Source organism: Bradyrhizobium genosp. A, from assembly GCF_049949275.1.
GTDB lineage: Bacteria > Pseudomonadota > Alphaproteobacteria > Rhizobiales > Xanthobacteraceae > Bradyrhizobium.
In genome coordinates this window covers 4,439,736-4,460,570 of record NZ_CP188196.1, presented here as the reverse complement: position 1 = coordinate 4,460,570, position 20,835 = coordinate 4,439,736, and the positions used below count along the sequence as shown (strand labels likewise).

Sequence of the window (20,835 nt, the reverse complement as noted above, 5' to 3'; positions counted from 1 at the left end):
GCGGCGGTTGTTCTTGCCGAACAGCCGGCGCCCCCGGTTTCTATTCCTCAACCGGCGGCGGTGACTGATGGGCTCGAAAACCCTGCAAACGATGCTGGATCAGATCGCGTCGGACCTGACGCGCGGCGATCTCGCAAGTCAGGCCCAAAGCGCAATCACCGACGCGATCGACCATTACGCTCATGATCGGTTCTGGTTCAACTTCACCCGCTCAAAGACCTTTCAGACTATAGCGAACCGTCAGGCCTATGACGGGACGGACCTCGCGCAAATTCCGGACGTCATCCAGTTCGATAGCCTGTTTTTGAAGGACGGCACGCAGGGCTATTTCCTGACGTGGCAGAACGCGGAGGAGGCGGAGTGGCTGATTTCCGGCTCAACCACCGGCCCGGGGCGTCCCACCGATTTCACCTATATTGATGGTCAAATCCTGCTCTGGCCCACGCCGATCGCGGTCTACACCATCCGGCCGCACATGCATTACCGGTTGCCGGCGATCTCGGTTCCGACCGATAGCAACGCCTGGCTGAACGAGGCGGAGCAGCTCATCCGCGCGCACGCGAAGATGCTCCTCTACGCCAACGTGCTGGAGGATGACGTTGGCGCGACGCGGATGCAGGCGCAAATCCCCGCGCATAAGGCCAAGCTCGACGCGGAAACCTCCCGCCGGCTCTCGCCGATCGCGCGAACGCAGGGACATCCCTTCTAATGCCGGTGATCCCGTTCGGAGAGTACCGCCCTGACGTCTCGGATTATGAGGCCGCAACGGAACGCGACGTCCTGAACGTTGTGCCCCGAGGCGACGGTTACGGGCCGTTCCCGTCTCTGTCGGCGATCTCGGCGTCTCTCGGCGCAGACTGCTGCGGCGCCTTCACCTCCTACAAGACGGACGGCAGTGTTGTGGTGTTCGCCGCGACCTCAACCGACCTCTATAAGCTCGACAACACCGCCTATACATGGACCAAGGTGTCAAAGGCCGGCGGCCCTTATGCGGCGATCCCGACCACGGATAATTGGTGGTTCCTGCAATTCAACAATTTGGTGTTTGCGGGACAGGCCAACGTTGTCCCGCAGGTATTCGATGTTTCGAGCTCGACCGCGTTTGCGGACGGTCTCGGCAACCCGCCGCAGGCGCGCTATGCCGCCGTCGTCGGCAAATTCATTGTGCTGGTCGGGCTTCTTTCAAGCCCGAATGGCGTCCAATGGTCGGGCCTGAATGACGTCAATTCGTCGCAGTCCTGGACGAGTGGCGTCAACTTCGCCGATCAGCAGAATTTCGCCGATGGCGGCATTTGCCGCGGCGTTGCCGGCGGGGACAGGTACGGCGTCATCCTGCAAGACACCATCGTCCGGCGCATGATCTTTCTGCCGGGCGATCCGCGCACGTTCCAGATTGAAAAGATCGCCGAAGGCCTCGGCATCTACGGTGCAGGAAGCCTGATCCGAGCCGGCTCCTCGATCTATTTCTATTCGCTCAAGGGCTTTCATCGGATCGATCCTGGCGGTGTACCGGTGCCGATCGGGCGCGAGCGCGTTGACCGGACGTTCTTCGCCGATCTCGACGCTGCAAATCCGCAGCTGTTCATGGGCGTGGCCGATCCTCGATCGACGCGGGTTCTGTGGTTCTACAAATCGGTAAACGGGGCGGCCGGGCGCTTCGACAAGGCGCTTTGCTATGATCCCGTGTTGGATAAGTTCACGCCGCTGCGCATGTCGGGCCGCTTTGTGTTGTCCATGGCTCAGCCGGGCATCACGCTTGAGGGGCTCGCGGTGCTGTTCCCGAACCTCGACGCCATGACGCAATCGCTTGATAGTTTCCAGAGCGCCGTTGTGCCGGAACTGGCGGCCTTCGACGGCAACAACGCGCTGTCGTTTTTTCGCGGGCCGAACCTGGAAGCGATCCTTGAGACTGCGGAGCAGGGCACAGATGGCCGGCGCGTGAGCGAAAAGCGCGGCGTGCGGCCGGTGACGGATGCGCCTGCGGTGATGGTCTCGGCCTCGCGCCGCGAGAACCTGCAACAGGCGGCCACCTATGGCGGCGAAAGCGGGCTCAATACGGCGACGGGCATCTGCAACATGCTCCTTGACACCCGCTATAGCCGCCTGAAGGCGCGCATTCCGGCCGGCTTGGCCTGGAGCTACGTGAACGGGCTAGAGCCCCAGTCGTACAAACCCACGGGGCGCCGATGAGCGGGTATGGTGTCTCGACCTCCGAAACAGATCCCATGGCCTTCGCCATCGCGATCCAGGGGCTGTTTAACGGCCGCTCGAACGCGGCCGGCAAGGTCACGCTTGCAGCCGGGGCGGCTTCGACGGTGGTTTCCGCGCCGAACTGCGCCGCGCAATGCTCGGTTTTTCTGTTTCAGGCGTCGGCTCATGCGGCTGCGGAGCTCGCGGCTGGCGGCTGCTACGTCTCGGCAGTTGGGAAACAGCAGTTCACCATCACCCACGCGAACAATTCTCAGGTCGATAGGACGTTCTTCTATGTCTGCATCGGCTGATCTCGTCTGCGTCCCGCCTCACCTCAAGCGGACCATTTGGCCGCTGGTCGCCGATCGGCTCCGCGCCGCGTACCTGAAAACCGATCTCGGCCACACGCGCGACCTTGAACACGATGTCTTGGAGGGCGACGGTGATTTGTGGCTCGCGACGTCGGGGAATGACATCGACGCGGCCGCCGTGACGTTGCTCGTTCGCACCGATCGGCATCTTGTTTGCCAAATCACCGCGATAGGCGGGAAGAACCTGGCGCGATGGCTTGATCTGCTCCCGCAAATCGAAGCATGGGCAAAGCGTGAGGGAGCCGCGAAGCTGAGGATCATGGGCCGGTTGGGCTGGGTCGCAATTCTCGACAACTACCGCGTTTCGAACGTGGTTCTCGAAAGGACGCTTTGATGGGCGGTACGTCTACCAGCAAGAGCACCCAAACCTCGCAGCTCACGCCGTACGGCGATGCGTCGGGTTCACTGAGCGGCATCCTGGGCGGCATCAACAACCTTGTGCCGCAGGCTGGATCGCTTTCGAGCGGTCAACAGGGCGCCATCAACCAGGTTGTTTCCAACTCCAACAGCCAGCCGAACTACAATCCCGCGATTGCCTCGGGCACTACGGGGCTGCTGAACGGCGGCGGCGCTCAGAACAATGACGCGGCGATCAAGTCGAACCTCGGCATGCTGCAAAACGGCATCGTCGGGCAGACGGCGAGCGGTGCCAACATCGGCAACAACCAGGCTCTGCAAGGGCAGCTTGATACGGCTGCGGCCGATACGTCGCAGCACATCAATTCGCAATGGGCTGCCGCTGGTCGCGATGGCTCACCCGGCAACGCACAGGCGGTCGCCCGTGGTGTTACGCAGGCCGAGGCGCCGATTATTGCGGGTCAGTACAACACGGATGTCAGCAACGCGCTGAACTCCGCAAACACGCTCTACGGCGCCGGAAATTCGACGTATGGGATGCTCAACGGCAACCAGGCGACGGCCAACAGCAATTTCACGAACGGCATTGGTGCGGTTTCCGGCGGTCTTACGGCGGAGAACGCGGCGCCCACGGCCGCGATCAATGCCTTGTCTCAGCAGTTCAACATTCCGGCTTCGCAGCTGCAAACACTACTTGGCTCGGTGTCTCCGGTGGCTGCGCAGTTCGGCACGAACAACGGTTCATCAACGACGGAAAGTCAGATGAGCCCGGTGCAGCAATTCGCGCTTCTAGCCTCTGGCATCGGTTCGATGATGCCGAAGGGGCCGATTTCGTTCGGGAGTTAAGTGAATGGCTGGCCTTCTCGATATGCTCATGGGCAACAACGGCGCGGTGTCGCCGTGGAGCGCGCTCTATCCGTCACCCGTCGCCCAGGGTTCAACTGACGATTTCCTGAACGCGCTCCGTTCTGCTGGCGAAACCGGACAGGCTCCGGGGCAAACGTCGCCGTTCGGCGATCCGTCGCAGCCGTCTGTTGCCATGCCTGGCGCTCCTGCGACCGGCTTTGGAGCCGGTGCGACGCCGTTTAGTTTCGCCGGTCCCGGCTCCATGTCTGGCGTCAACCCGTCGCAGTTCGCCGCGCCGGCCGGCCCGCAACCTTCTCCTGCCGCGCCCGCGGCGCAAGCGCCGGCACACGCTCCGACCGATGCGAGTTCGGTCAACCGTTCGTCGGCTCCGGATGATTTTATCCCTGTCGGCGACTATCAGATGCCAGCGTTTCGCAGTCGCGGAGTGGCTCCGGATGCGCAAGAAGCTGCGCCGGCAATGCCTGCTGTGGCTCAGGCTCCGGCCGCGGCTCCAGTCGCGCCAGCAACGGCCGCGGCCGCCGCGGCGCCGTTCTCGCTCGGCGGGGTGGGTGATCGCCTCGGCATGGCAACGCGCGGTTTCATCGGCAATCTGCAAAATGGTCCGATCGGCGCGCTGGCCGGCGGTCTCGGTTCGCTGATCACTGGACAGGAAACCGATCCGACCTCGATTACGCGGCAAAGGGGCAATGCGAGCGCGCAAGCGCTGGTCGCCAAGGGCGCTTCGCCGGCCGAGGCGGCCGCTGCTGTGAACAATCCCGCGCTGATGACGGCTCTGATCGGTCAATATTACGGCAAGGACAAGTGGGCTGTCGTCAAAACCGGCAAGGATGCGGACGGCAACGAAATCTACATGCAGCAAAACCAGGTAGATGGCACCTTGCGACCGCTGCCGGCGGGATCGACCACGGTTGCGAGCGCGGGAAGCACCGTCACCGGGCCGAACGGCCAACCGATCCAGGTGCCGGCTGGCGTCGATCGCAAGACGTTCATCAAGCGGGTTTCGGAGACGTCGGCTGATGCTGCGACTGGCAAAAAAACGGAAAGTCAGGCGAAAGCCTCGTCCTTTGCCGCGCGTATGCAGCAGGCCGAACAGGATCTGTCCAAGCTCCAGAATGAGGGGTTGAGCGGGACGCAGGCGATCACGTCCAGCATTCCGGTTATTGGCAACTACCTGCAATCGACCGATCACCAGAAGTTCGAGACGGCGAAATCGGCCTTCATTACCGCGTTGCTCCGGCAGGAAAGCGGCGCGGCGATCAACAAGAGCGAATTCAGCCGTTACGAAAAGGAGCTATTCCCGCAGCCGGGCGACGCTCCGGCAGTGGTGCAGCAGAAGGCGCAACTTCGCGCGGCCGCTATCGAGCAGATGAAGGGCGCGGCCGGTCCTGGCTATCAGCCGCCGGCAGCACCTCGGGCGGCTGCGAGCGGCAAAACCTCAAGCGGCATTTCCTGGAGCGTTCAATAAATGCCCGTTCTGACGATCGGCGACAAATCAGTGACGGTTGGCGATGAGTTCTTGAAGCTCTCGCCTGACCAGCAAAACGCGACCGTGCAGGAAATTGCCGGCTCGATCGGCGTTACCGGAAATGCGGCCGCGCCGCCGGAAGCGGCGCCGGTGACGGCCAACAGCGTTGTGCGTTCGGCCGCGACCGGCGTTCCGATCGTCGGCGGTCTCATGAACAAGCTCAACGCCGCGTCCAACGCCGCGCTGGCGCCGATGCTCAATCGGTTCTTTGCGCCGGAGGATCAGCTTGCAGAGCCTGCGTTCTCCGAGCGCTACGCGCATTCGCTGCGCGACCAGGAAGGCGCGGACAAGAAATTCGCTGCCGAGCATCCGGTCATCGATACGGCCGCGCAGCTCGCGGGCGGCATCGCTTCGACCGTCGTTCCCATGTCCGCGGCGCCGAAGGCGTTCGGTCTGACTGGTTCGATGTTCAACATGGCGCGCAATGGTGCGCTGTCAGGCGCGGCCGTCTCTGGCGCTGACGCCGCGGTGCGCGGCGAAGATCCTGCCGCCGCAGCCGGACTTGGCGGCATCATCGGCGGCGCGGCCGGCCCGGTGGGCAAGGGCGTCGGTAAGGTGGTGGCGGCCGTTGCCGATCGCATCAAGCCGCCGGCCACGGTGGCGCGCAACGTCGAAAGCGTCGCTGGCGTCGATGTCCCGCTGTCGCAGTCGCAAATCACGCAAAACCCGGCCCTCTCGGCCGAAGAGCAAATCATGCTTCGCGGTGGTCGCGGCGACGCGGCGCAAGGGCAAGCGCAGGGCTTCAAGGATCTCCAGGACGAGCGCGTTTCTCAGGCGCGCGACACGATCGCCGCCGGCCTCGATCCGACCGGGCAGAGTGCACGCACCGCGCCGCAGGATGCAGCGGAGCGCATTGCTAGCGAGTTGCTAGCGCAGGAGCAGCAGCGGCAAGCCGCTGCGGCCGGTGTCCATGCTGGTCCGATGTCGCCGGCACAGCAGGCTCAGGATATGGCGCGGGCTCTGGCGCCAGATGGGCAGTTGCGCGCGGCGTCGCCGATCGATGCCGGCGAAGTGATTTCCGATCGGTTGGCGGCCGCGCGGGATGCGGCAAAGACGGACTATCGCGGGAAATATGCGGCCGTTGATGCGGCGCCGGGCGAGTTTGCGCCGGGCTCTGCCGGCGGCTTTGGAAACGACGTCGAACAGGGCCTGCGCTCGGCCGCGGTCTCGCTCGACAAGACGAACACGCCGAAGGCGCTGAACGCGCTCCGTGTCATTGATGAGCATCTGAACGCGGTGGCGCCGGGCGAGCCGGGAGCGGCTGCGGCGGTCGCGCCGGATCACGCTCGGAACGTCGCCGATATTCGCGCGAAATTCGGCGATGCAGTTGCGTCGGCATATGATCGGCAGGCGCAGGCCGCGGCGGCGGAAGGCCGGGTTCCTACCGCGGCGCCGACACAGGCGGCGGCTGAAAACAGCCTGCGCCCGCTTTCGATGGATGAGCGTTCGTTCTTGAAGCGGCGAGGATGGAGTGACGCCGATATCGCCGAGCATGGCGATGCGCCAGAGCTTCGCGCCGAGCTTGCGCGCGATGTTCCCATGCATACGTCGCAGGCGCCGGCGCCAAAGACGCAAAGCCTGCTCGAATTCATCGCCTCGAAGGGCGGCCTCGGGCCTGACGCTGAATTGGCGGCGATCGGCGGGGAGGGTCACACGGTCAACGTTGAGGGCGTCGGTCGCCGCAAGCTCGTTCGCCAAGGCGGCTTGCCGCTCGATTATGCGCGCGAGGCTGCGCAAGAGGCCGGCTATCTCCGCGGAGACCACAACGGAACGTCAACCGTTAACGATCTGCTCGACGCGATCAACGCAGAAATGCGCGGCCAAAAGCGGTATCCGGAAGGCTTCGAGGGGCACGTTGGCAAGCGCGAAGCTGCCGCCATGTCGGAGCGTCAGCAGGCCGAATTCGATCGGCACATGCAGGGTTTTGAGGAGGACTTGCACGCCGCCGGCCATGGCGAGCTTGGGCCGGAGGTAAAGGACCGTGCCATCAAGCTGATGGCGAACGATGGCATGCCCGCTGATACGGCCGTTGAACATGCGCTCCGGCAGCTCGAGCAGGAGGACGCCACGGGCGCGCTGCACGGCGCGATATTCCCGGGTGATCGGCCGGCTGCGGCCGCTCCACAAGCCGCGGCGCCGGCATCTGGCTCCGGCTTCACCATGCGCGACGTCGAACAGGTCCGGAAGCAGATTTCGACGCTGTACGGCGATGCGCGCCGCGCCATGCTCGGCGGCGGCTCGGGCTCGGATCTTCACGCGCTCGAGCATATCCGCGACCAGTTTGACGCGCGGGTGGAAAAGATGCTTGCCGATGGCAAGTTCTCCGGCGATGGCCCGGCTGTCTTGAAGATGCAGCAGGAAGCGCGCGCGGCATTCGCGGACTACAAGGCGAAATTCGCGAAGCGCGGGCCTGGTGACACGATCGGCGCGGCCGTTGAAAAGATACTCGGCCGGTTCTCCGACACGAGGGCGACGCCGGATGAGGTTGTGAAGCTCGCCTATGGCTCAGCGACTTCGCCCGGCGGCCAAATGCCGGTGCAAATCGCCCAGCGCATCAAGACTATTTTTGGGGAAAAGTCGGCGGAGTTCGGCGCCTACAAGCAGGGCCTTTTCGCGCATCTGACGGCGGGCGAGCCGGAGGCGGCTGCGGAGCGCGTTCGCGCCTTCCTCGACGGCAAGGGGCGCCTTCTTGCGCAAACCGTGTTCTCGCCGGGCGAGCGCAAGTCGCTGGCGCAATATGCGGACCGGCTGCTTTCCTCGATCCCTGCCGAACAGGAAAAGGGCGCGGTTGCCTCGCTCATCCGCAAGGTCGCCAATGGCGAAGCATCGCCGAACGAGCTGGTTAACGCGCTGTTCGGTGCCTCGGGCAAGGGCGCCGGCTCGATGTCAGTACCGCTCGCGCAAAAGCTGAAAGCGTCGCTCCCGCCGGAGGCCTGGACGTCCATCCGTCAGGGCATGTTCGAGAAGTTGACGCGCGCGGGCGAGGGAAAAATCGAGTTCGAGGCGCAGGCGCTCTCGCAGCGGCTGCATGAATTCCTGAACGAGAGCGGCTCGCAGCTCGCAAAAACGCTCTATTCGCCGCGGGAAATCGACCTCATGCGCAAGCTGGCGAACGTCTACAAGCAGATGATCCCGGTGAAGGGCACCACCAACCCCTCAGGGACGGCGCCGATGCTGGCGCGCATGGCCGGAGGGCTGCGCTCGACGCTGCTTCCGCTGCTCGGCCTGACGCATGGTGGCTTGCCTGGCGCGGCGATGGGTGCGGTGCTCGACAAGGGCGTGACGGCGGCTCGCAACGCGAACGACGCGCGGAAGGCGACGGAATTGTTCTATGGGCCGCAGGCGAAGCGTGTTGTGGATCCGCGGTTTGCGCAGGGTGTAGGACTGCTCGGCTTTGGATCGCTGCCGACGATCACCGGCGGCGGTCGGAGGTAGGGGGCAGGATATCTATCTTCTTCCGCTCCTGGCGCCTGTCGTACCAGCGCGCGGCGAGCAACATGGCGCCGATTGTGATCACGGCGCCAGCTACTCCGTAGGTCGCGACGATCTCTTTAGCGGCGAAACGTACGATGCCCATGGCGAGCGCATAGAGCGCCACGCATGCGATCACGAAACTGACGCCGTATTTCATACTGTCTCCTCAGGTGGGCTTGGATGTCTCGCCAAAATAGGCCGGATTTGATTGTCCGGCGCCGGTCTCCAGCGTTAGCGCGCGGCTTTCCCACCGTTTCCGCTGCTTGCGTATGGCTTCGTTATTGCGGAGCCCAGTCAAATCATCGTTGATTGAAGCATCAAAAAGATCGGTTTCCGCCTCTGGCAGGGCGGATTAAGAGCGCGAAATTCGAGAGCTTCATCAGCGCTCGGTTTCGCTCACGCGAACCCATGCGCTCGGGCCTGCCAGGGCCGGGCGCTGATGAGGACCAAAATGGCAAAGAAGCAAGAGACCACGGAAGTCACGATACAGCCGCTCAAGCGCGGATCGGTGCGGCTCAGGATCATCGGCGTCACGCCGCTGTTTCAAAACCGGATGGCAAACAAGGCAAAGCAGCAACTGCTTGTCGGAGGCCAGAAGAAGGGCAAGGCTGATCGCGCCGCGATCAAGCATGATCCGGTTTCCGAATTCAGGGACAGCGCTGAAATTCTGCCGAACGGTCCTACCGCGCTCGGATTGCGCGTCGTTGCGGTGAAGGCAGCGATGGCGACTGCGGCGCTAGAAACGCCGGGCCTGACCAAGACATCCGCGCAGCGGTTGCTGTTCATGCCGGGAGATCACGCGAAGCTCTACGGAACGCCGCAACTCCGGATGGACGTCGTTCGTTCGGCCGATATCAACCGGACGCCGGATATCCGATCGCGCTGCTACCTGCCGAAGTGGGGCGCCGAGATCGAGATCCATTTCATCACGCCGCAGCTTTCGGTGCAGGGCGTCGTCTCACTCCTCTGCAACGCCGGCATCCTGGTCGGCGTCGGCGACTACCGGCAGGAAAAGGGCAAGGGCGCGTTCGGCTCGTTCCGCGTCCTCGGTGAGGGCGAGGACGATCAGGAATGGGACGATCTCGTTGATAATCACGGTCGCGCCGCGCAGGAAGCGGCGCTTTCTGATCCTGAGTACGCCGACACCGATACCGCCGATCTGATGGAGCATTTCCATAGCGAGGTGCGGCGGCGAGCTGCGTAGGCAGCGTTCGGCACGGCAGGTAAGGCAACGTATGGCATGGTCCGGTGTGGCGCGGCGTGGCCCGGCAGGCGGGGCAAGGAAAGGCACGGCGAGGCGCGTCCAGTTGCGGTAAGGCGCGGCCGGCATGGTTGGGCAACGCCCAACGAGTTACGGCACGGCAGGAGTTCCGATGACGAAGTTTTCGAAAGAACTACGCCAGCAAATCGTTGAAGATTTTGCGAGGCGACACAACGGGCAATATGATCCCGCCTTGTTCTTGAAGGAGGTCAGGGAGACCGGTGAAAGCCATCTGGCCTTCGACTGGTTCGAGTGGGAGCAAGCCAAGGCGGCGCAGGAGCACAATCTTTGGCAGGCGCGCGCCTTTGCGAAGGATCTCCGGATCAAGTTCGAGGTCCAGGTGATCAGTAGCGGGAAGCCCATCACCGTCACGACAGAAGCGCCGCTTGTAATGTCCCCCGCCTCGGGGCGAAAGGACGGTGGCGGATACCTCCGCTTCAATCCCGATGATCCCGCGCATCAGGCGGAACTTTGCCAGCAAGCGGCAGTGGCCTTGCGATCGTGGCTCAAGCGCTACCAGGCTGCGCTCATCCATTGTGGTTACGGCCCGAAAGTTGTGGAACAGATGGCGGCTTCGCTTGAAGCGGTGACGGCGCCCGCTACGACTGAGATCGCAGCGTAATTGAGTTGGCACGGAACGGCTGGCGGGGCACGGCCAGGTTAGGCCTGGCGCGGCCAGTTTTGGCAGCACTGGCGCGGGGGCGATAGGCGGGGCGATCAGGAGCAAACATGCATTTGAGGTTGCTTGTCTCTAGTTTGGCCGCTGATCTTCGCGCAGCTGGTTGGTCCTTAGAATTACCCGATCTAAGAGGTCGGTCATGTGCGATTTTGCCTCGTCCTGAATTGACTGAGGTAATTGGCTCATCCCAGCCTCGAATTCCTGCTGAAGCACGGACAAGAGAGCCTTCTGCTTAGACATTCCGGGATCGTTTCCCGCCATTGCGAACAACAGACCCATCGTCCCAACGATCAAAGCCTCAAGGCTTGCTAGCCGCGCGACCACCCCATCGTCCGTCATCGAATCTCCCCCATTGCGGAGGGGATCATGTCATGACCCGCGCGAGAGTCCATAGCAGCGCAACCGCGAGCCAAAAGCCCATGGCAATCAGCGCGTGAGATCGAAGGCGTTCTTGATGACGTCGCCGCCGGCGCGGATCAGTACGAGCGCGGCACATTTGCGATCACGCACCTCTGCGAGATGATCGAGCGCCCTCAAGGCGAGCTATTACGAACAGTTCGCCGCCGGCCGATAAGCCGCGGGAAAGCGTGCAAAAACCGCGCGCAATCTTTCGCCGGCAATTGCGACCAGCGGCCGAATAGCCGCTGATCTCACCACGACATCAACATGTCTGCCGCTCCTGACAGAGCGGATGAGAGCGCGAAGTTTCGAGGCTTCAATGAGCCCCCGGCTTCGCGAAAGCGAGCCCGTTGCGTTCCGGGACTGTCAGGGCCGGGGCGCTCATTGGAGATTTGGAAATGAACGAACTGATCAAGATCACCAGCGAAAAGATCAACGGCGGGGCGGTCCAAACCGTCAACGCGCGCGATCTGCATGCTTTCCTTGAAAGCAAGCGAGACTTCTCGGATTGGATGCGTGAGCGCATCGCGCTCTACGACTTCCAGCAAGGTTCTGATTTTGTTGTCGTTCCACAAATTTGTGGGGGCGTAGACAAGGATGGATACCCTCGCGCTTCCAAGCGAAACGAGTATTTCGTCACGCTCGATATGGCGAAAGAGATCGCGATGGTTGAGCGCAGCGACAAGGGCAGGCAGGCCCGCCAATATTTCATCGAGTGCGAGCGCCGCGCGAATGCGGCTCCGGCCTTCGATCCAACGGCCGCCCTGTCTGATCCAGCGTGGCTCCGCAACGCGCTCGGCGTCTACACCGAGAAGGTCATCGCTCTTGAGGGTAGGGTCTCCGAACTGGCGCCGAAGGCTGACGCGCTCGATCGCATCGCGACCGCGCAAGGATCGCTCAACGTTACCGATGCGGCCAAGGCGTTGCAGGTTCGCCCGAAAGACCTGTTCTCCTATCTGAGTTCGCACGGCTGGATTTACCGCCGCGCCGGCTCTGATCACTGGCTTGGCTATCAGACCCGGGTGCAAGCGGGTGACCTTGAGCACAAGGTAAAGACCGTTTTGAGGGCGGACGGCAGCGAGAAAATCACCGAACAGGTGCGAGTGACGGCGCTCGGGTTGTCGAAGCTCGCAAAGCTTTTCCCGCCGGCCGTCTCAAAGGCGGCCTAGGAGGGCAATTGGCGTTAGTCGATCAGATCATCAAGGCTGAGAGCGGCGGCAATCCCACCGCTCAAAACACTCGTTCCTCTGCCGGCGGTGCTGCTCAATTTATCGACAGTACTTGGCTGTCCATGTTGCGCCAGCACCGACCGGACATCGCCGCGGGAAAGTCCGATGCGGATCTGATCGCGCTCAAGACTGATCCCAGCTTGTCCCGGGAAATGACCGGTGCCTATGCGAGCGACAACGCCGGCATTCTGTCCAAGGCCGGCCTGCCAGTGACGGATGGGACGCGATATTTGGCTCATTTCGCCGGCCCTGGCGGCGCGGTCGGGCTTCTAAACGCCGATCCAAGCGCGCCAGCTGCATCTGTGCTCGGGCAGGGCTTCGCTCAAGCAAACCCGACGATGGCGAACATGAGCGCGGGCGATGTCGTCAATTGGGCGAACACAAAAATGGGCGGCGGTGGCTCGGCGCCGGCAGCGGCGCCTATGGCGATGGCTGGGCCTGCCGCGGCCGCTGATGCGCCGTCGAGTTCGCCGGCTCCTTCGGAGGTGCCAGCGCAAGCCAAGCAACAGGCGCCCGCCGCACAGGGGCAGGCAGCGCCAATCATCACGCCGGATCAAATCGCCGCGCTCGCGGCCGTTCCGCAAGGTCCAGCCATCCAGCAACGGCCGATGATCCTCGGCCGTCCGCTCGCACCGTTTTCGCTTAGAGGGTGAAATGCTGACAGGTTCAAGGCTTGAGCAACTGCTCACCTATGACCCGGAGACGGGAATTTTCCGTTGGCGCGGGGGCCATAAGCGGGTGAGGGCGGGAGCTCTCGCCGGCACCATCGACAAAGACGGCTACGTGATCATTTGCATAGATCAGAAGCTCTACAGGGCGCATCGGCTGGCGTGGCTCTGGATGACCGGAGAGTGGCCGGCAGAAGAGATTGACCACCGCGATACGGTCAAGTCGAACAATAGGTTCAAAAACCTGCGGGAAGCGAACGACGAGCAGAACGCGCACAACCGACCGAAGCGAGGCTTCACCTTCGACAACCGCCGTAGCGCCTACGTTGCCCAAATCAACGTTGGCGGTCGGCATTTCCACCTTGGACAATTCACCACGCCAGATGAAGCAACGGCTGCGTACAACGCCGCGGCCGAGGATCTTCACGGCGAATTTGCGAGGACTGCACAATGACGCTCTACCGTTGGTCTCAAGTCGCGGCTACCGACGCGACGGCCGATCCAACCATCAATTGGGCCGAAGGGATGAGTCCGGCCGTGGTGAATGATAGTGCCCGGGCAATGATGGCGGCAACGGCGAAGTACCGGGATGACATTGCCGGTGCGATCGTCACCGGCGGCACGTCCACGGCCTACACGGTTTCGAGCAACCAGCAATTTGACAGTCTGGTTAACCTCAACGGGAAAATGATCGCGTTCACGCCGCATGTCACTAACGGGGCAACGGTCACGCTGAACGTTGACGGGTTGGGCGCGAAACCGCTGCGTCCTGCGCCTGCTGTGGAGTTGCAAGGCGGGGTGCTAATCCAGGGCACCCCTTACGCCGCCGTATATTCCAACGCAGATGGCGTATTCTATCTGTTCGGGGTTGGAACAGCGCCGGGAATTCCGCTCGCGGCCGGAATGGACTATTGGGCCACGACGACGCCGAGCAGCTCATTTGCTTTTGCGACCGGACAGGCGATTTCACGAACGACGTATGCAGCCTTGTTCGCCCTGATTGGAACGACTTACGGAGGCGGCGACGGCTCGACCACGTTCAATTTGCCGGATAAGCGAGGGCGCGTTTCGGCTGGATTTGACAACGGTGACATTACGGGTCGGCTCAACGGCGCCTTCGGCGTGAATGCCGCTGCTCTCGGCTCGGCTGGCGGCGAACAGGGCCACACGCTGACTGCCGCTGAAATTCCAGCGATCACGTCAACTGCATCCCCGACGCTGGCCGTCGCCACCACCCTCAACAATTATGTCGCCAGCAATTCGGGTGACAACACGCTTGTGAGCGCTGGTGGTTCCGGAGGCGTTGCGGCCGTGTCGCTTAATGGCGGTCCGACCGTCAGCAAGCTAGGGGCGACGGGTACCGCGACAGGAACCGTTTCATCCGCCTCGAATAACACCGGAGGCGCTGCTCACAACAACATTCAGCCGACGATCGTCTGCAACTACATTATGCGCATCATTTGACGAACGGGAATGCGAGGAAAAGGCGCGCGCTATCCTCCGTGCCGCGTTGCGTGCGCGGCCAAATCAAGCCTGATGTCTCCCCATCCTGAAACGGGGTGGGGCATGAAGCTTATCGACGACTGGAAGAGTGAATTCCATCGGCTTTGGACGGTGCGCGTTGCGCTGTTCATGTTCGTCCTGACCGGCGCGCTGATCGCGCTTCCGGCCTTCGCCGAAATCCTCAACCCGCGATTTCTCCTTGTGCTGTGCTGCGGCGGCTACGGCCTGCTCGGCTATCTACGCCTGGTCAAGCAAGCCCCGAAGGTGGACCTGTGAGCGTCAAAAAGACTGCGGCAACCATCGGCTCTGCTGGCGGCATCATCGCCGCGGCCGTCGCGTTCACTCCCGGATGGGAAGGCATGCAAGCGGTCGCCAAGCGCGACATGATCGGCACGGGCCATCCTGTCACCTATTGCTACGGCCAGACCGATGAATTCGGCAAGGTGAAGGTCGGAACGCGCTTCACCAAGGCAGAGTGCGATCAGAAGCTCGCGGCATCGCTGCCCAAGTACCTCGCCGAGATCGAGCGCTGCATCAAGGCGCCGATGCCCGACAAGAGCATGGCGGCCTTTCTCGATGCTTCCTACAACGCCGGCTCTGCCGCTGTGTGCCGCTCGCCGATGGTTCGGCTTGCCAATGCCGGCGATCTCCGCGGCGCCTGCAGTGCCTTCGCCGGCTGGTACGTGCGATCGGATGGGCAGGTTCGGCGCGGGCTTGTCGCGCGGCGCGGCGGCGATGGTCGCAAGGGTGAAAAGCAGCTCTGTCTTGAGGGTCTCACCGAGGGTACCCGCACCGTTTCGTTGCCTGAACCTCCGCCGGCCGCGCCGCCCAAGCGGTCTTGGTGGCTGTCCTGGATCTTCCGATGATCTGGGGCGCGCTGCAATCACTGTGGCATTTCCTGTTCGGCTGGGCCGGCGTGGATATGCTGATCGGCTTCGCATGCGTCGCAATTGCCGTTCTCACGCCGCCGGCCGTCGTCGTGTTCATCCCAGATCTTCGCAAATGGGCAATCTACGGCGCCGTGGTTTCCTTCACCCTCATGGGATCAATCGCCTATGGCTACAAGAACGGAAGCGACGAAAAGCAGCGCCAATGGGACGCGGCACAGGCTCGGGAAGCCGTTAACGGTGAAACGGCTCGCAGCGATGCTGAGCGCGCTATGCCTGACACTGCCGATCGGCGCATGCTCGACACTGATCCCCGCAACCGTGACGGCGGGAAGCACGCAACCGAGCATCAAGGCCCGCTGCGCCGGTTGGCGCCCAATCACCTATTCGGGCGATAGCGACACGCTCGATACGATCAACCAAATCCGTCGCCACAACCAGACGGGCACAAACAAGCGGTGCTGGAAGTGACGGAATTCGAGACCAAGCGGATCGCGAGCGCTGCGGCAAAAGAGGCCTTGCAAGATTTCATGCTGATGCTTGGCGTCGATATCAGCACGCCTGCCGGCATCCTCGATCTGCAAAAGGACTTCCATCATGTCCGGCAAAGCCGGTTCACGGTCGGAAACGTGCGCAATAAGGCGTGGGATGTCCTCACCGGAAGCGCCGTCACCGGCATCATCGGCGCCGTAGCTTTCTACCTGACGCACGCGATGGGGAAATAGATGCTTCGGCCCTTCCTGCTCTCTATCGCCATCCTTGTTACGCTCTACGCGGCCTGCGAGGCGCTCTACATCCAGCGCCATCCGTGTTTCGGGTCGGTCAGCATTTGTGAGTGATCCGCGCCGGGCGGCTCCCGGCATCCCGTAGAGGAAGAAAGCATGTTGTCTGCAAGCGAGGCGGCCATTGAGGCCGAACTTAAAACCAAGGGCCTGAATGCGCCGCGTCTGACCTCGGCCGATATTGATGCCGCGATCGTCGGCGAGGACTTCCACGTTTTTACCGGAACCACGATGACGGTCTGCGCTCTCAAGCTGCGTAACGGCTTCGTGGTGATCGGCGAGAGTGCCGCGGCCTCGCCGGAGAACTTCGACGCTGCCATTGGCAAGCGGATCGCCCGTGACAATGCCCGCAACAAGATTTGGGCGCTTGAGGGCTATTTGCTTCGCTCGCAGCTCTCAGTCGAGCGCCTTCCAGGCGCCTGGTAAGCATAACCTCCGAGACAAACTAGGCCGCCGATCATGCCCGATCGGCGGCCTTTTTCGTTTCTTCATCGAGGAGCTCTCCCCTCGCAGACCGGGCGCATTTAATAAGAGCCTCACCGAATGCCTGCGCCTGCGCCGGCGTCAGATCGATGCAGTCGGCGCGGTTGACGGTAACGTTGCCGCTGCCATCGTCGTAGCACTCAACCTTTGTTTCTGCGTCGTAGTAACTAAAACGCTGGCTCATTTAGTCGGTCTCCTCGCGCGCGGATCGCGCTATTTCCTGCACCTGGCTCAGTGCCTCGGCCTTGGTGAGGGTGTCGGGTCGGAGCCGCCGCTAACTTGTGGTAACGCTTCCGGTAACGCTACAGGCCGACTATCCGCCTTCCGGGGGCGTTCTCCTCGAACTAGGCTCGAGCGGCAGCGTTGGTGGCGAACTCCTCCGCGCCACCGCCGCAAATTGATCCGTTCGGCGATCGGCGGCCTTCCGTTTGGGATGAGCGACAGCAGCCCGATCTAGGCTGCGATCGCCTTTTTCGCCGCTTGCGCAAGAAAACCAGATCGCGTGAAACCGTGTTGCTCGGCGTAAGCGTCGATCTCGTTCAATACGTCAGCCGGTAGCGTGACGTTGACGCGCATAGTCTTTATTTCCTGGGCCGGAGCCTGGATCAGCACAGCAACAGCGTCTTTGTTGGCGGCATCTGCCATGATCTCTTCAAGGGAAGAGGGCTCTGGAATAGCTTCGCCGTCTTCTGCCAAGCCCTCAAGATGAAGGGCCAAAGCTTCAACAGCCATCGCGCGCGCATCGTCCAGATCTGTTCCTGCGGTGATCACGCCAGGAAGATCAGGAAACGAAACGCCGTAATCGCTATCCGCGTCCTTATGAATGAGGGCGATATAGTATCGCATTGATGCTCTCCAGCATGTCTGGGCGAGCCCCGATGGCTCTTCCCGCGTCCCATCCGGGACTGTCATTTCAGTTTTATTCCGGCCTGTTTTTCAACATTCTTAAGTGTGCCGATCGGGATGTCTCGTTTCGGGTGAGGCACCGTCACGCGGCCTTTCTTCGTTGGGTGCTTGAACTGAACATGGCTACCCTTCTGGGCGACCTGCTTCCAACCGTCAGCCTTAAGAGCCTTGATGATATCAGCGGATTTCATGTGTGTATACGTACACACGATTCATTCTGTGGTCAAGTGTATAAATACACACTTCGTGTGATTGTTCCGGGCGGACCCAGCCTTGGCATTCCCCGGCTTGTTGCGCTCGGTGGGCGCAAGCTCCTTCCTGGATCTCGGCTTCGGCGCTGGTGACGGCATCAGCGCGCAGTCATCTCAATAGAAGCACCGGACGCACATGGCGCGTCGGAGCTCGATTTCGAGGGGCTTGGAACTCTCAGGGTGGCGGCCGGTTGGCGCCGTTGGCTGGGCCAAAAGGTACTTCATGATGACAAACGAAATAGGCCTGTCGCGCCGAATGACGCTAGCCGGGTTGGCAACTTTCCAAGTTGTTCTCCCAGCTACAGCTGCAGTCGATCGGGATCCGATATTCGCTGCGATTGACCTTCATAGCGAGATGTCGACGCGCTACGATGCGGCTGTTTCCGTGTCGGCAAAGCTCGAGGAGGGCGCTGCTTTTGACGTCGCCGATAAAATCAGTGGAGAGAGATGCGCGGCCCTTAAGGAACACGCCGGCGTGCTCATCCGCTCCAAGCCAACCACAATCGCTGGCGTTGCCTGTTTGAGCCGCTATGTCGCGAGCTTAGGGGCGTGGCAGTTACCCGATGACGAGACCTGGCATCAGGTCCTTTTAAGAACGCTGGCGGACGCGATCGAGGAAATCGGTGCGACGTATCCGACTGCCCGCTGATCTGGGGGCGCGCTGCGTTCTGCAAGTCCACTGACCTGGTCTAGCAGTCTGCTGAAAAACCATTGGAAAGGGAGAGTTTTCTTGTTCTCTCTGTCGTTGTTAGGGCGGCGGGGAGGAGTTGGCGCGTCGCGGGCGCCAATCCCGACCAGGCGCCGGTTTCCCGGTAGCTGTCCCATAGCCATTGCAGTGAGGACGTTCGGACCAGCGCCGGAGCACCTGGAAGCGGCTTGCCGCTGATGGCCGCCTGATACTCGGCCTTGAACTCCACCGAGCCGTAGGGCGCCCGCAAGCGCGTGCGCGGTCCCTTCCCGATGCGGACCACCCACACGGTTTTGCCGTGGCGGCTTGTCTCTCGGTGAAGGTGTGGCGGCCGGGGGCGGGGCATCCCCTCCATTAGAAGGCAAAATCCGCTTCCGGCGCAAGGTCCGGCGCTGGGTCTGCGGGCTTGGATGTCAGCCGAATGACGATCCGGCCATCCGTCTCGATCACGACGTCACCCGCGCCAGCCTGCTTTGCAGCTCGGATGGCGCGGGCAACGTCCGCCTGGGTGATTTTTGCTGGCTTACGGCTCAAGGCGCCCAATCCTCCCCGAATTTAGCCCGCAGGATGTTGCCGATCACAGCCGAAACGTCGCCGTCGAGCGTCTCGGTGGCCGCGTCCCAGTGAACGTTGCTCGGATCGACGCCGAGATACTGGCAAAAGCGGACCATTGCGAAGTCAAGGCCGGCGTTCCAGCGCGCATCCGCGCCGGGATCCTCGCGCCAATCGTCGGCGGCCGATTGTCGGGCTTCGTCGGTTAGGACGCGGGCGCGTCGCAGGAGGACCACGGTATTCTCGACGGCTTGTTGATCGAGGAATTCTCCCTCGCCGCCGTCCCATGCTCGGATCCTATCAAGGTCGATGTTCATTAAAACCCCTTCTACTTCCGCGACAAAGGCATGCAACAGCGCAATGTCGAACGTCCATGTTCCGAAAATCTTAGCCGAACCTTGGATCTTGCCGGCGGTCGCTTGGTTGCGGATGGTGCGTGCGCTCTCGCCTAGGATCTCCGTGGCTTCTGCGATCTTACAGCGCTTCTTCCGGCGCACAGGCATCTGCATCAGGACCCAGGATTGCGGCGCCGCGACGAAGCCCGCAGGGCCTTGAAACTCGCGCGGGCGGCGACCAGCGCAGATTCGATTTCAGCCGTCGATGACGGTCCACGCTCGGCGCTTTTCGTTGATCCAGAAGCGGCATTTTGGAGCTGGCACTTTCTCTCCTGCATCTCGCGGACAAACCGGAGAGTGGTGAAGTCTTGGCGCCCGACCCGAAATATCGTGAGCATCCCGCGCGCGTGTTCGGCGCGCAGTGACGCGGCGGTGATGATGCCGCGAAAATATAGCTCGCAGGCCTCCTCCAACGTGATCGGCGTGTCGTCAGTCAGCTCGGGCCGAACAAACCTTGATGGCCTGCCGGTCATGTTTTCCTACGGGGATTGTCCAAGGCTTGCTCAACCAGGCGGCGGATCGCCTCGGGGCGGCCGGGCAAGTCATCCTGCTCGCGCCGCCAATCGTCGAGCGACCGCAGCGCATCTGTGGTCATGCGAACTGTCACCGGCTGACTTTCCACCGGCGGGCGCCCGCGTGATTTTTTAATGTCATTTATTCTTGACGTCATGAATTTATGATGGCATAAAACAGTGGACCGGGCAAGTGTTGGAAGCACCTGACCGGTCCTAACCCTCACCACGGAGCGACCCATGGCCCAGGCTGCAAACGCAAATACCACATCTCGTCGTAAATTTCTCAGCGTATCGGCTTTGGGTGGTGCGGCGGCAATCGCGACTGCTCCCGCCATTGCTGCGGCCATCCCGTCCACTGATCCAATTTTTGCGGCGATCGAGGCGCACGGCAAAGCCGATGCCGTGTTGGCAAAAGCGTACGATGCACTTGAGGCGGCCGAAAGGGAATTGGACCGGGCCGGCGATCTTAATCCGTGCGTCATCAGCGTCGGCAATCCCCACGGTGCAGGGGAATTCCCTTCGATGTCGCACGCGGAAATCGACATGTACTCGCCTGCGGACATGTATCCCGATCGCAACCGGTCCGAGCATGCGGCGTTGGCGGCCAAGTTCGCGCGTCGCGATGTTCGGCTCAAGTCTCTGCATGAGACCGTGAACTCTGCTGAGGCAGCCGAGCTCAAGGCACGGCGCCGGCTCGACGATATCGAGCCAACCACGGTTGAAGGCGCCTTGGCCGCTCTCAAGTTCACGCGCAAGTACACGATGTGAGACCTTCTCTCGCCATCATGAGGTCCGCCGGTTCACGCTGGCGGCCCCCCGATGTGTGTGAAGGAGCCTAGCGCGAGTTCGTGGA

Annotated in this window: 29 protein-coding genes; 20 read left to right on the top strand and 9 right to left on the bottom strand. The window is 62.2% G+C overall.

What is annotated here, in order from left to right:
- The first annotated feature begins 67 nt into the window (after window positions 1–67).
- From ACP2YP_RS20645 to ACP2YP_RS20615, 7 genes are read left to right on the top strand one after another with little or no spacing between them, the layout of a single operon-like run.
- Window positions 68–709, top strand: coding sequence for a hypothetical protein (locus ACP2YP_RS20645; RefSeq protein ID WP_426418205.1), 642 nt, complete (start codon window positions 68–70; stop codon window positions 707–709).
- Complete coding sequence (locus ACP2YP_RS20640) at window positions 709–2,190, top strand: hypothetical protein (RefSeq protein WP_426418204.1); 1,482 nt, start codon at window positions 709–711, stop codon at window positions 2,188–2,190. The genes ACP2YP_RS20645 and ACP2YP_RS20640 overlap by 1 nt, the downstream gene beginning before the upstream one ends.
- Before the next feature lie 35 nt (window positions 2,191–2,225).
- Entirely contained in the window at window positions 2,226–2,501 is a 276-nt protein-coding gene (locus ACP2YP_RS20635; RefSeq protein ID WP_426418203.1) for a hypothetical protein, read from the top strand.
- The gene (locus tag ACP2YP_RS20630) at window positions 2,485–2,895 is read left to right on the top strand and encodes a hypothetical protein (RefSeq protein WP_426418202.1); all 411 of its coding nucleotides are present in this window, start codon (window positions 2,485–2,487) and stop codon (window positions 2,893–2,895) included. The genes ACP2YP_RS20635 and ACP2YP_RS20630 overlap by 17 nt, the downstream gene beginning before the upstream one ends.
- Entirely contained in the window at window positions 2,895–3,764 is an 870-nt protein-coding gene (locus ACP2YP_RS20625; RefSeq protein ID WP_426418201.1) for a tail fiber domain-containing protein, read from the top strand. The genes ACP2YP_RS20630 and ACP2YP_RS20625 overlap by 1 nt, the downstream gene beginning before the upstream one ends.
- A gap of 4 nt (window positions 3,765–3,768) precedes the next feature.
- A complete protein-coding gene (locus ACP2YP_RS20620; RefSeq protein ID WP_426418200.1) occupies window positions 3,769–5,250 on the top strand; it encodes a hypothetical protein in 1,482 nt (493 codons plus the stop codon).
- Window positions 5,251–8,745 (top strand): hypothetical protein, encoded by a 3,495-nt coding sequence (locus ACP2YP_RS20615; protein ID WP_426418199.1) that lies wholly within the window; start codon window positions 5,251–5,253, stop codon window positions 8,743–8,745.
- Here the strand turns inward: ACP2YP_RS20615 and ACP2YP_RS20610 are convergent.
- Window positions 8,723–8,941 (bottom strand): hypothetical protein, encoded by a 219-nt coding sequence (locus tag ACP2YP_RS20610; RefSeq protein WP_426418198.1) that lies wholly within the window; start codon window positions 8,939–8,941, stop codon window positions 8,723–8,725. The genes ACP2YP_RS20615 and ACP2YP_RS20610 overlap by 23 nt on opposite strands.
- A gap of 294 nt (window positions 8,942–9,235) precedes the next feature.
- Here ACP2YP_RS20610 and ACP2YP_RS20605 point away from each other — a divergent pair, with 294 nt between their 5' ends.
- Both ACP2YP_RS20605 and ACP2YP_RS20600 read left to right on the top strand, forming a co-directional pair.
- Window positions 9,236–9,988: a hypothetical protein gene (locus ACP2YP_RS20605; protein WP_426418197.1), complete on the top strand. Its 753-nt coding sequence runs from the start codon at window positions 9,236–9,238 to the stop codon at window positions 9,986–9,988.
- A gap of 169 nt (window positions 9,989–10,157) precedes the next feature.
- A complete protein-coding gene (locus ACP2YP_RS20600; RefSeq protein ID WP_426418196.1) occupies window positions 10,158–10,667 on the top strand; it encodes a hypothetical protein in 510 nt (169 codons plus the stop codon).
- Between the two features lie 129 nt (window positions 10,668–10,796).
- On the opposite strand, the gene ACP2YP_RS20595 is transcribed toward ACP2YP_RS20600, so the two are convergent.
- Complete coding sequence (locus tag ACP2YP_RS20595) at window positions 10,797–11,063, bottom strand: hypothetical protein (protein ID WP_426418195.1); 267 nt, start codon at window positions 11,061–11,063, stop codon at window positions 10,797–10,799.
- 458 nt (window positions 11,064–11,521) lie between these two features.
- Here ACP2YP_RS20595 and ACP2YP_RS20590 point away from each other — a divergent pair, with 458 nt between their 5' ends.
- From ACP2YP_RS20590 to ACP2YP_RS20550, 9 genes are all read left to right on the top strand, one after another.
- A complete protein-coding gene (locus ACP2YP_RS20590; protein WP_426418194.1) occupies window positions 11,522–12,292 on the top strand; it encodes a phage antirepressor KilAC domain-containing protein in 771 nt (256 codons plus the stop codon).
- Between the two features lie 8 nt (window positions 12,293–12,300).
- Complete coding sequence (locus tag ACP2YP_RS20585; RefSeq protein WP_426418193.1) at window positions 12,301–13,005, top strand: hypothetical protein; 705 nt, start codon at window positions 12,301–12,303, stop codon at window positions 13,003–13,005.
- A 1-nt stretch (window position 13,006) separates the two neighbouring features.
- Window positions 13,007–13,474: an HNH endonuclease signature motif containing protein gene (locus tag ACP2YP_RS20580; RefSeq protein ID WP_426418192.1), complete on the top strand. Its 468-nt coding sequence runs from the start codon at window positions 13,007–13,009 to the stop codon at window positions 13,472–13,474.
- A complete protein-coding gene (locus tag ACP2YP_RS20575; RefSeq protein ID WP_426418191.1) occupies window positions 13,471–14,484 on the top strand; it encodes a phage tail protein in 1,014 nt (337 codons plus the stop codon). The genes ACP2YP_RS20580 and ACP2YP_RS20575 overlap by 4 nt, the downstream gene beginning before the upstream one ends.
- A gap of 102 nt (window positions 14,485–14,586) precedes the next feature.
- The gene (locus ACP2YP_RS20570) at window positions 14,587–14,799 is read left to right on the top strand and encodes a hypothetical protein (protein WP_426418190.1); all 213 of its coding nucleotides are present in this window, start codon (window positions 14,587–14,589) and stop codon (window positions 14,797–14,799) included.
- Entirely contained in the window at window positions 14,796–15,389 is a 594-nt protein-coding gene (locus ACP2YP_RS20565; RefSeq protein ID WP_426418189.1) for a lysozyme, read from the top strand. The genes ACP2YP_RS20570 and ACP2YP_RS20565 overlap by 4 nt, the downstream gene beginning before the upstream one ends.
- Complete coding sequence (locus ACP2YP_RS20560) at window positions 15,386–15,808, top strand: hypothetical protein (protein WP_426418188.1); 423 nt, start codon at window positions 15,386–15,388, stop codon at window positions 15,806–15,808. Before ACP2YP_RS20565 ends, ACP2YP_RS20560 begins: the two co-directional genes overlap by 4 nt.
- A gap of 60 nt (window positions 15,809–15,868) precedes the next feature.
- Entirely contained in the window at window positions 15,869–16,135 is a 267-nt protein-coding gene (locus tag ACP2YP_RS20555) for a hypothetical protein (protein ID WP_426418187.1), read from the top strand.
- A gap of 156 nt (window positions 16,136–16,291) precedes the next feature.
- Entirely contained in the window at window positions 16,292–16,618 is a 327-nt protein-coding gene (locus ACP2YP_RS20550; RefSeq protein ID WP_426418186.1) for a Gp49 family protein, read from the top strand.
- 31 nt (window positions 16,619–16,649) lie between these two features.
- On the opposite strand, the gene ACP2YP_RS20545 is transcribed toward ACP2YP_RS20550, so the two are convergent.
- The 3 genes from ACP2YP_RS20545 to ACP2YP_RS20535 form a co-directional block, all read right to left on the bottom strand.
- A complete protein-coding gene (locus tag ACP2YP_RS20545; protein WP_426418185.1) occupies window positions 16,650–16,859 on the bottom strand; it encodes a hypothetical protein in 210 nt (69 codons plus the stop codon).
- Between the two features lie 269 nt (window positions 16,860–17,128).
- Entirely contained in the window at window positions 17,129–17,521 is a 393-nt protein-coding gene (locus ACP2YP_RS20540) for a type II toxin-antitoxin system HicB family antitoxin (RefSeq protein WP_426418184.1), read from the bottom strand.
- Window positions 17,522–17,583: 62 nt separating this feature from the next.
- Entirely contained in the window at window positions 17,584–17,772 is a 189-nt protein-coding gene (locus tag ACP2YP_RS20535) for a type II toxin-antitoxin system HicA family toxin (RefSeq protein ID WP_426418183.1), read from the bottom strand.
- A 283-nt stretch (window positions 17,773–18,055) separates the two neighbouring features.
- Here ACP2YP_RS20535 and ACP2YP_RS20530 point away from each other — a divergent pair, with 283 nt between their 5' ends.
- Window positions 18,056–18,481, top strand: coding sequence for a hypothetical protein (locus tag ACP2YP_RS20530; RefSeq protein ID WP_426418182.1), 426 nt, complete (start codon window positions 18,056–18,058; stop codon window positions 18,479–18,481).
- Window positions 18,482–18,874: 393 nt separating this feature from the next.
- Here ACP2YP_RS20530 and ACP2YP_RS20525 read toward each other — a convergent pair whose 3' ends face one another.
- The 4 genes from ACP2YP_RS20525 to ACP2YP_RS20510 are packed head-to-tail and all read right to left on the bottom strand — an operon-like array spanning window position 18,875 to window position 20,062.
- Window positions 18,875–19,054, bottom strand: a complete 180-nt coding sequence (locus ACP2YP_RS20525; RefSeq protein ID WP_426418181.1) for a hypothetical protein — start codon at window positions 19,052–19,054, stop codon at window positions 18,875–18,877.
- The gene (locus tag ACP2YP_RS20520; protein WP_426418180.1) at window positions 19,051–19,581 is read right to left on the bottom strand and encodes a hypothetical protein; all 531 of its coding nucleotides are present in this window, start codon (window positions 19,579–19,581) and stop codon (window positions 19,051–19,053) included. The genes ACP2YP_RS20525 and ACP2YP_RS20520 overlap by 4 nt, the downstream gene beginning before the upstream one ends.
- The gene (locus ACP2YP_RS20515) at window positions 19,581–19,940 is read right to left on the bottom strand and encodes a hypothetical protein (protein ID WP_426418179.1); all 360 of its coding nucleotides are present in this window, start codon (window positions 19,938–19,940) and stop codon (window positions 19,581–19,583) included. Before ACP2YP_RS20515 ends, ACP2YP_RS20520 begins: the two co-directional genes overlap by 1 nt.
- On the bottom strand, window positions 19,937–20,062 hold the full coding sequence (locus ACP2YP_RS20510; RefSeq protein ID WP_426418178.1) for a hypothetical protein: 126 nt from the start codon (window positions 20,060–20,062) through the stop codon (window positions 19,937–19,939). Before ACP2YP_RS20510 ends, ACP2YP_RS20515 begins: the two co-directional genes overlap by 4 nt.
- A gap of 157 nt (window positions 20,063–20,219) precedes the next feature.
- Between ACP2YP_RS20510 and ACP2YP_RS20505 the strand changes: the two genes are divergently transcribed.
- Window positions 20,220–20,750: a hypothetical protein gene (locus ACP2YP_RS20505; RefSeq protein ID WP_426418177.1), complete on the top strand. Its 531-nt coding sequence runs from the start codon at window positions 20,220–20,222 to the stop codon at window positions 20,748–20,750.
- Window positions 20,751–20,835: the final 85 nt, after the last annotated feature.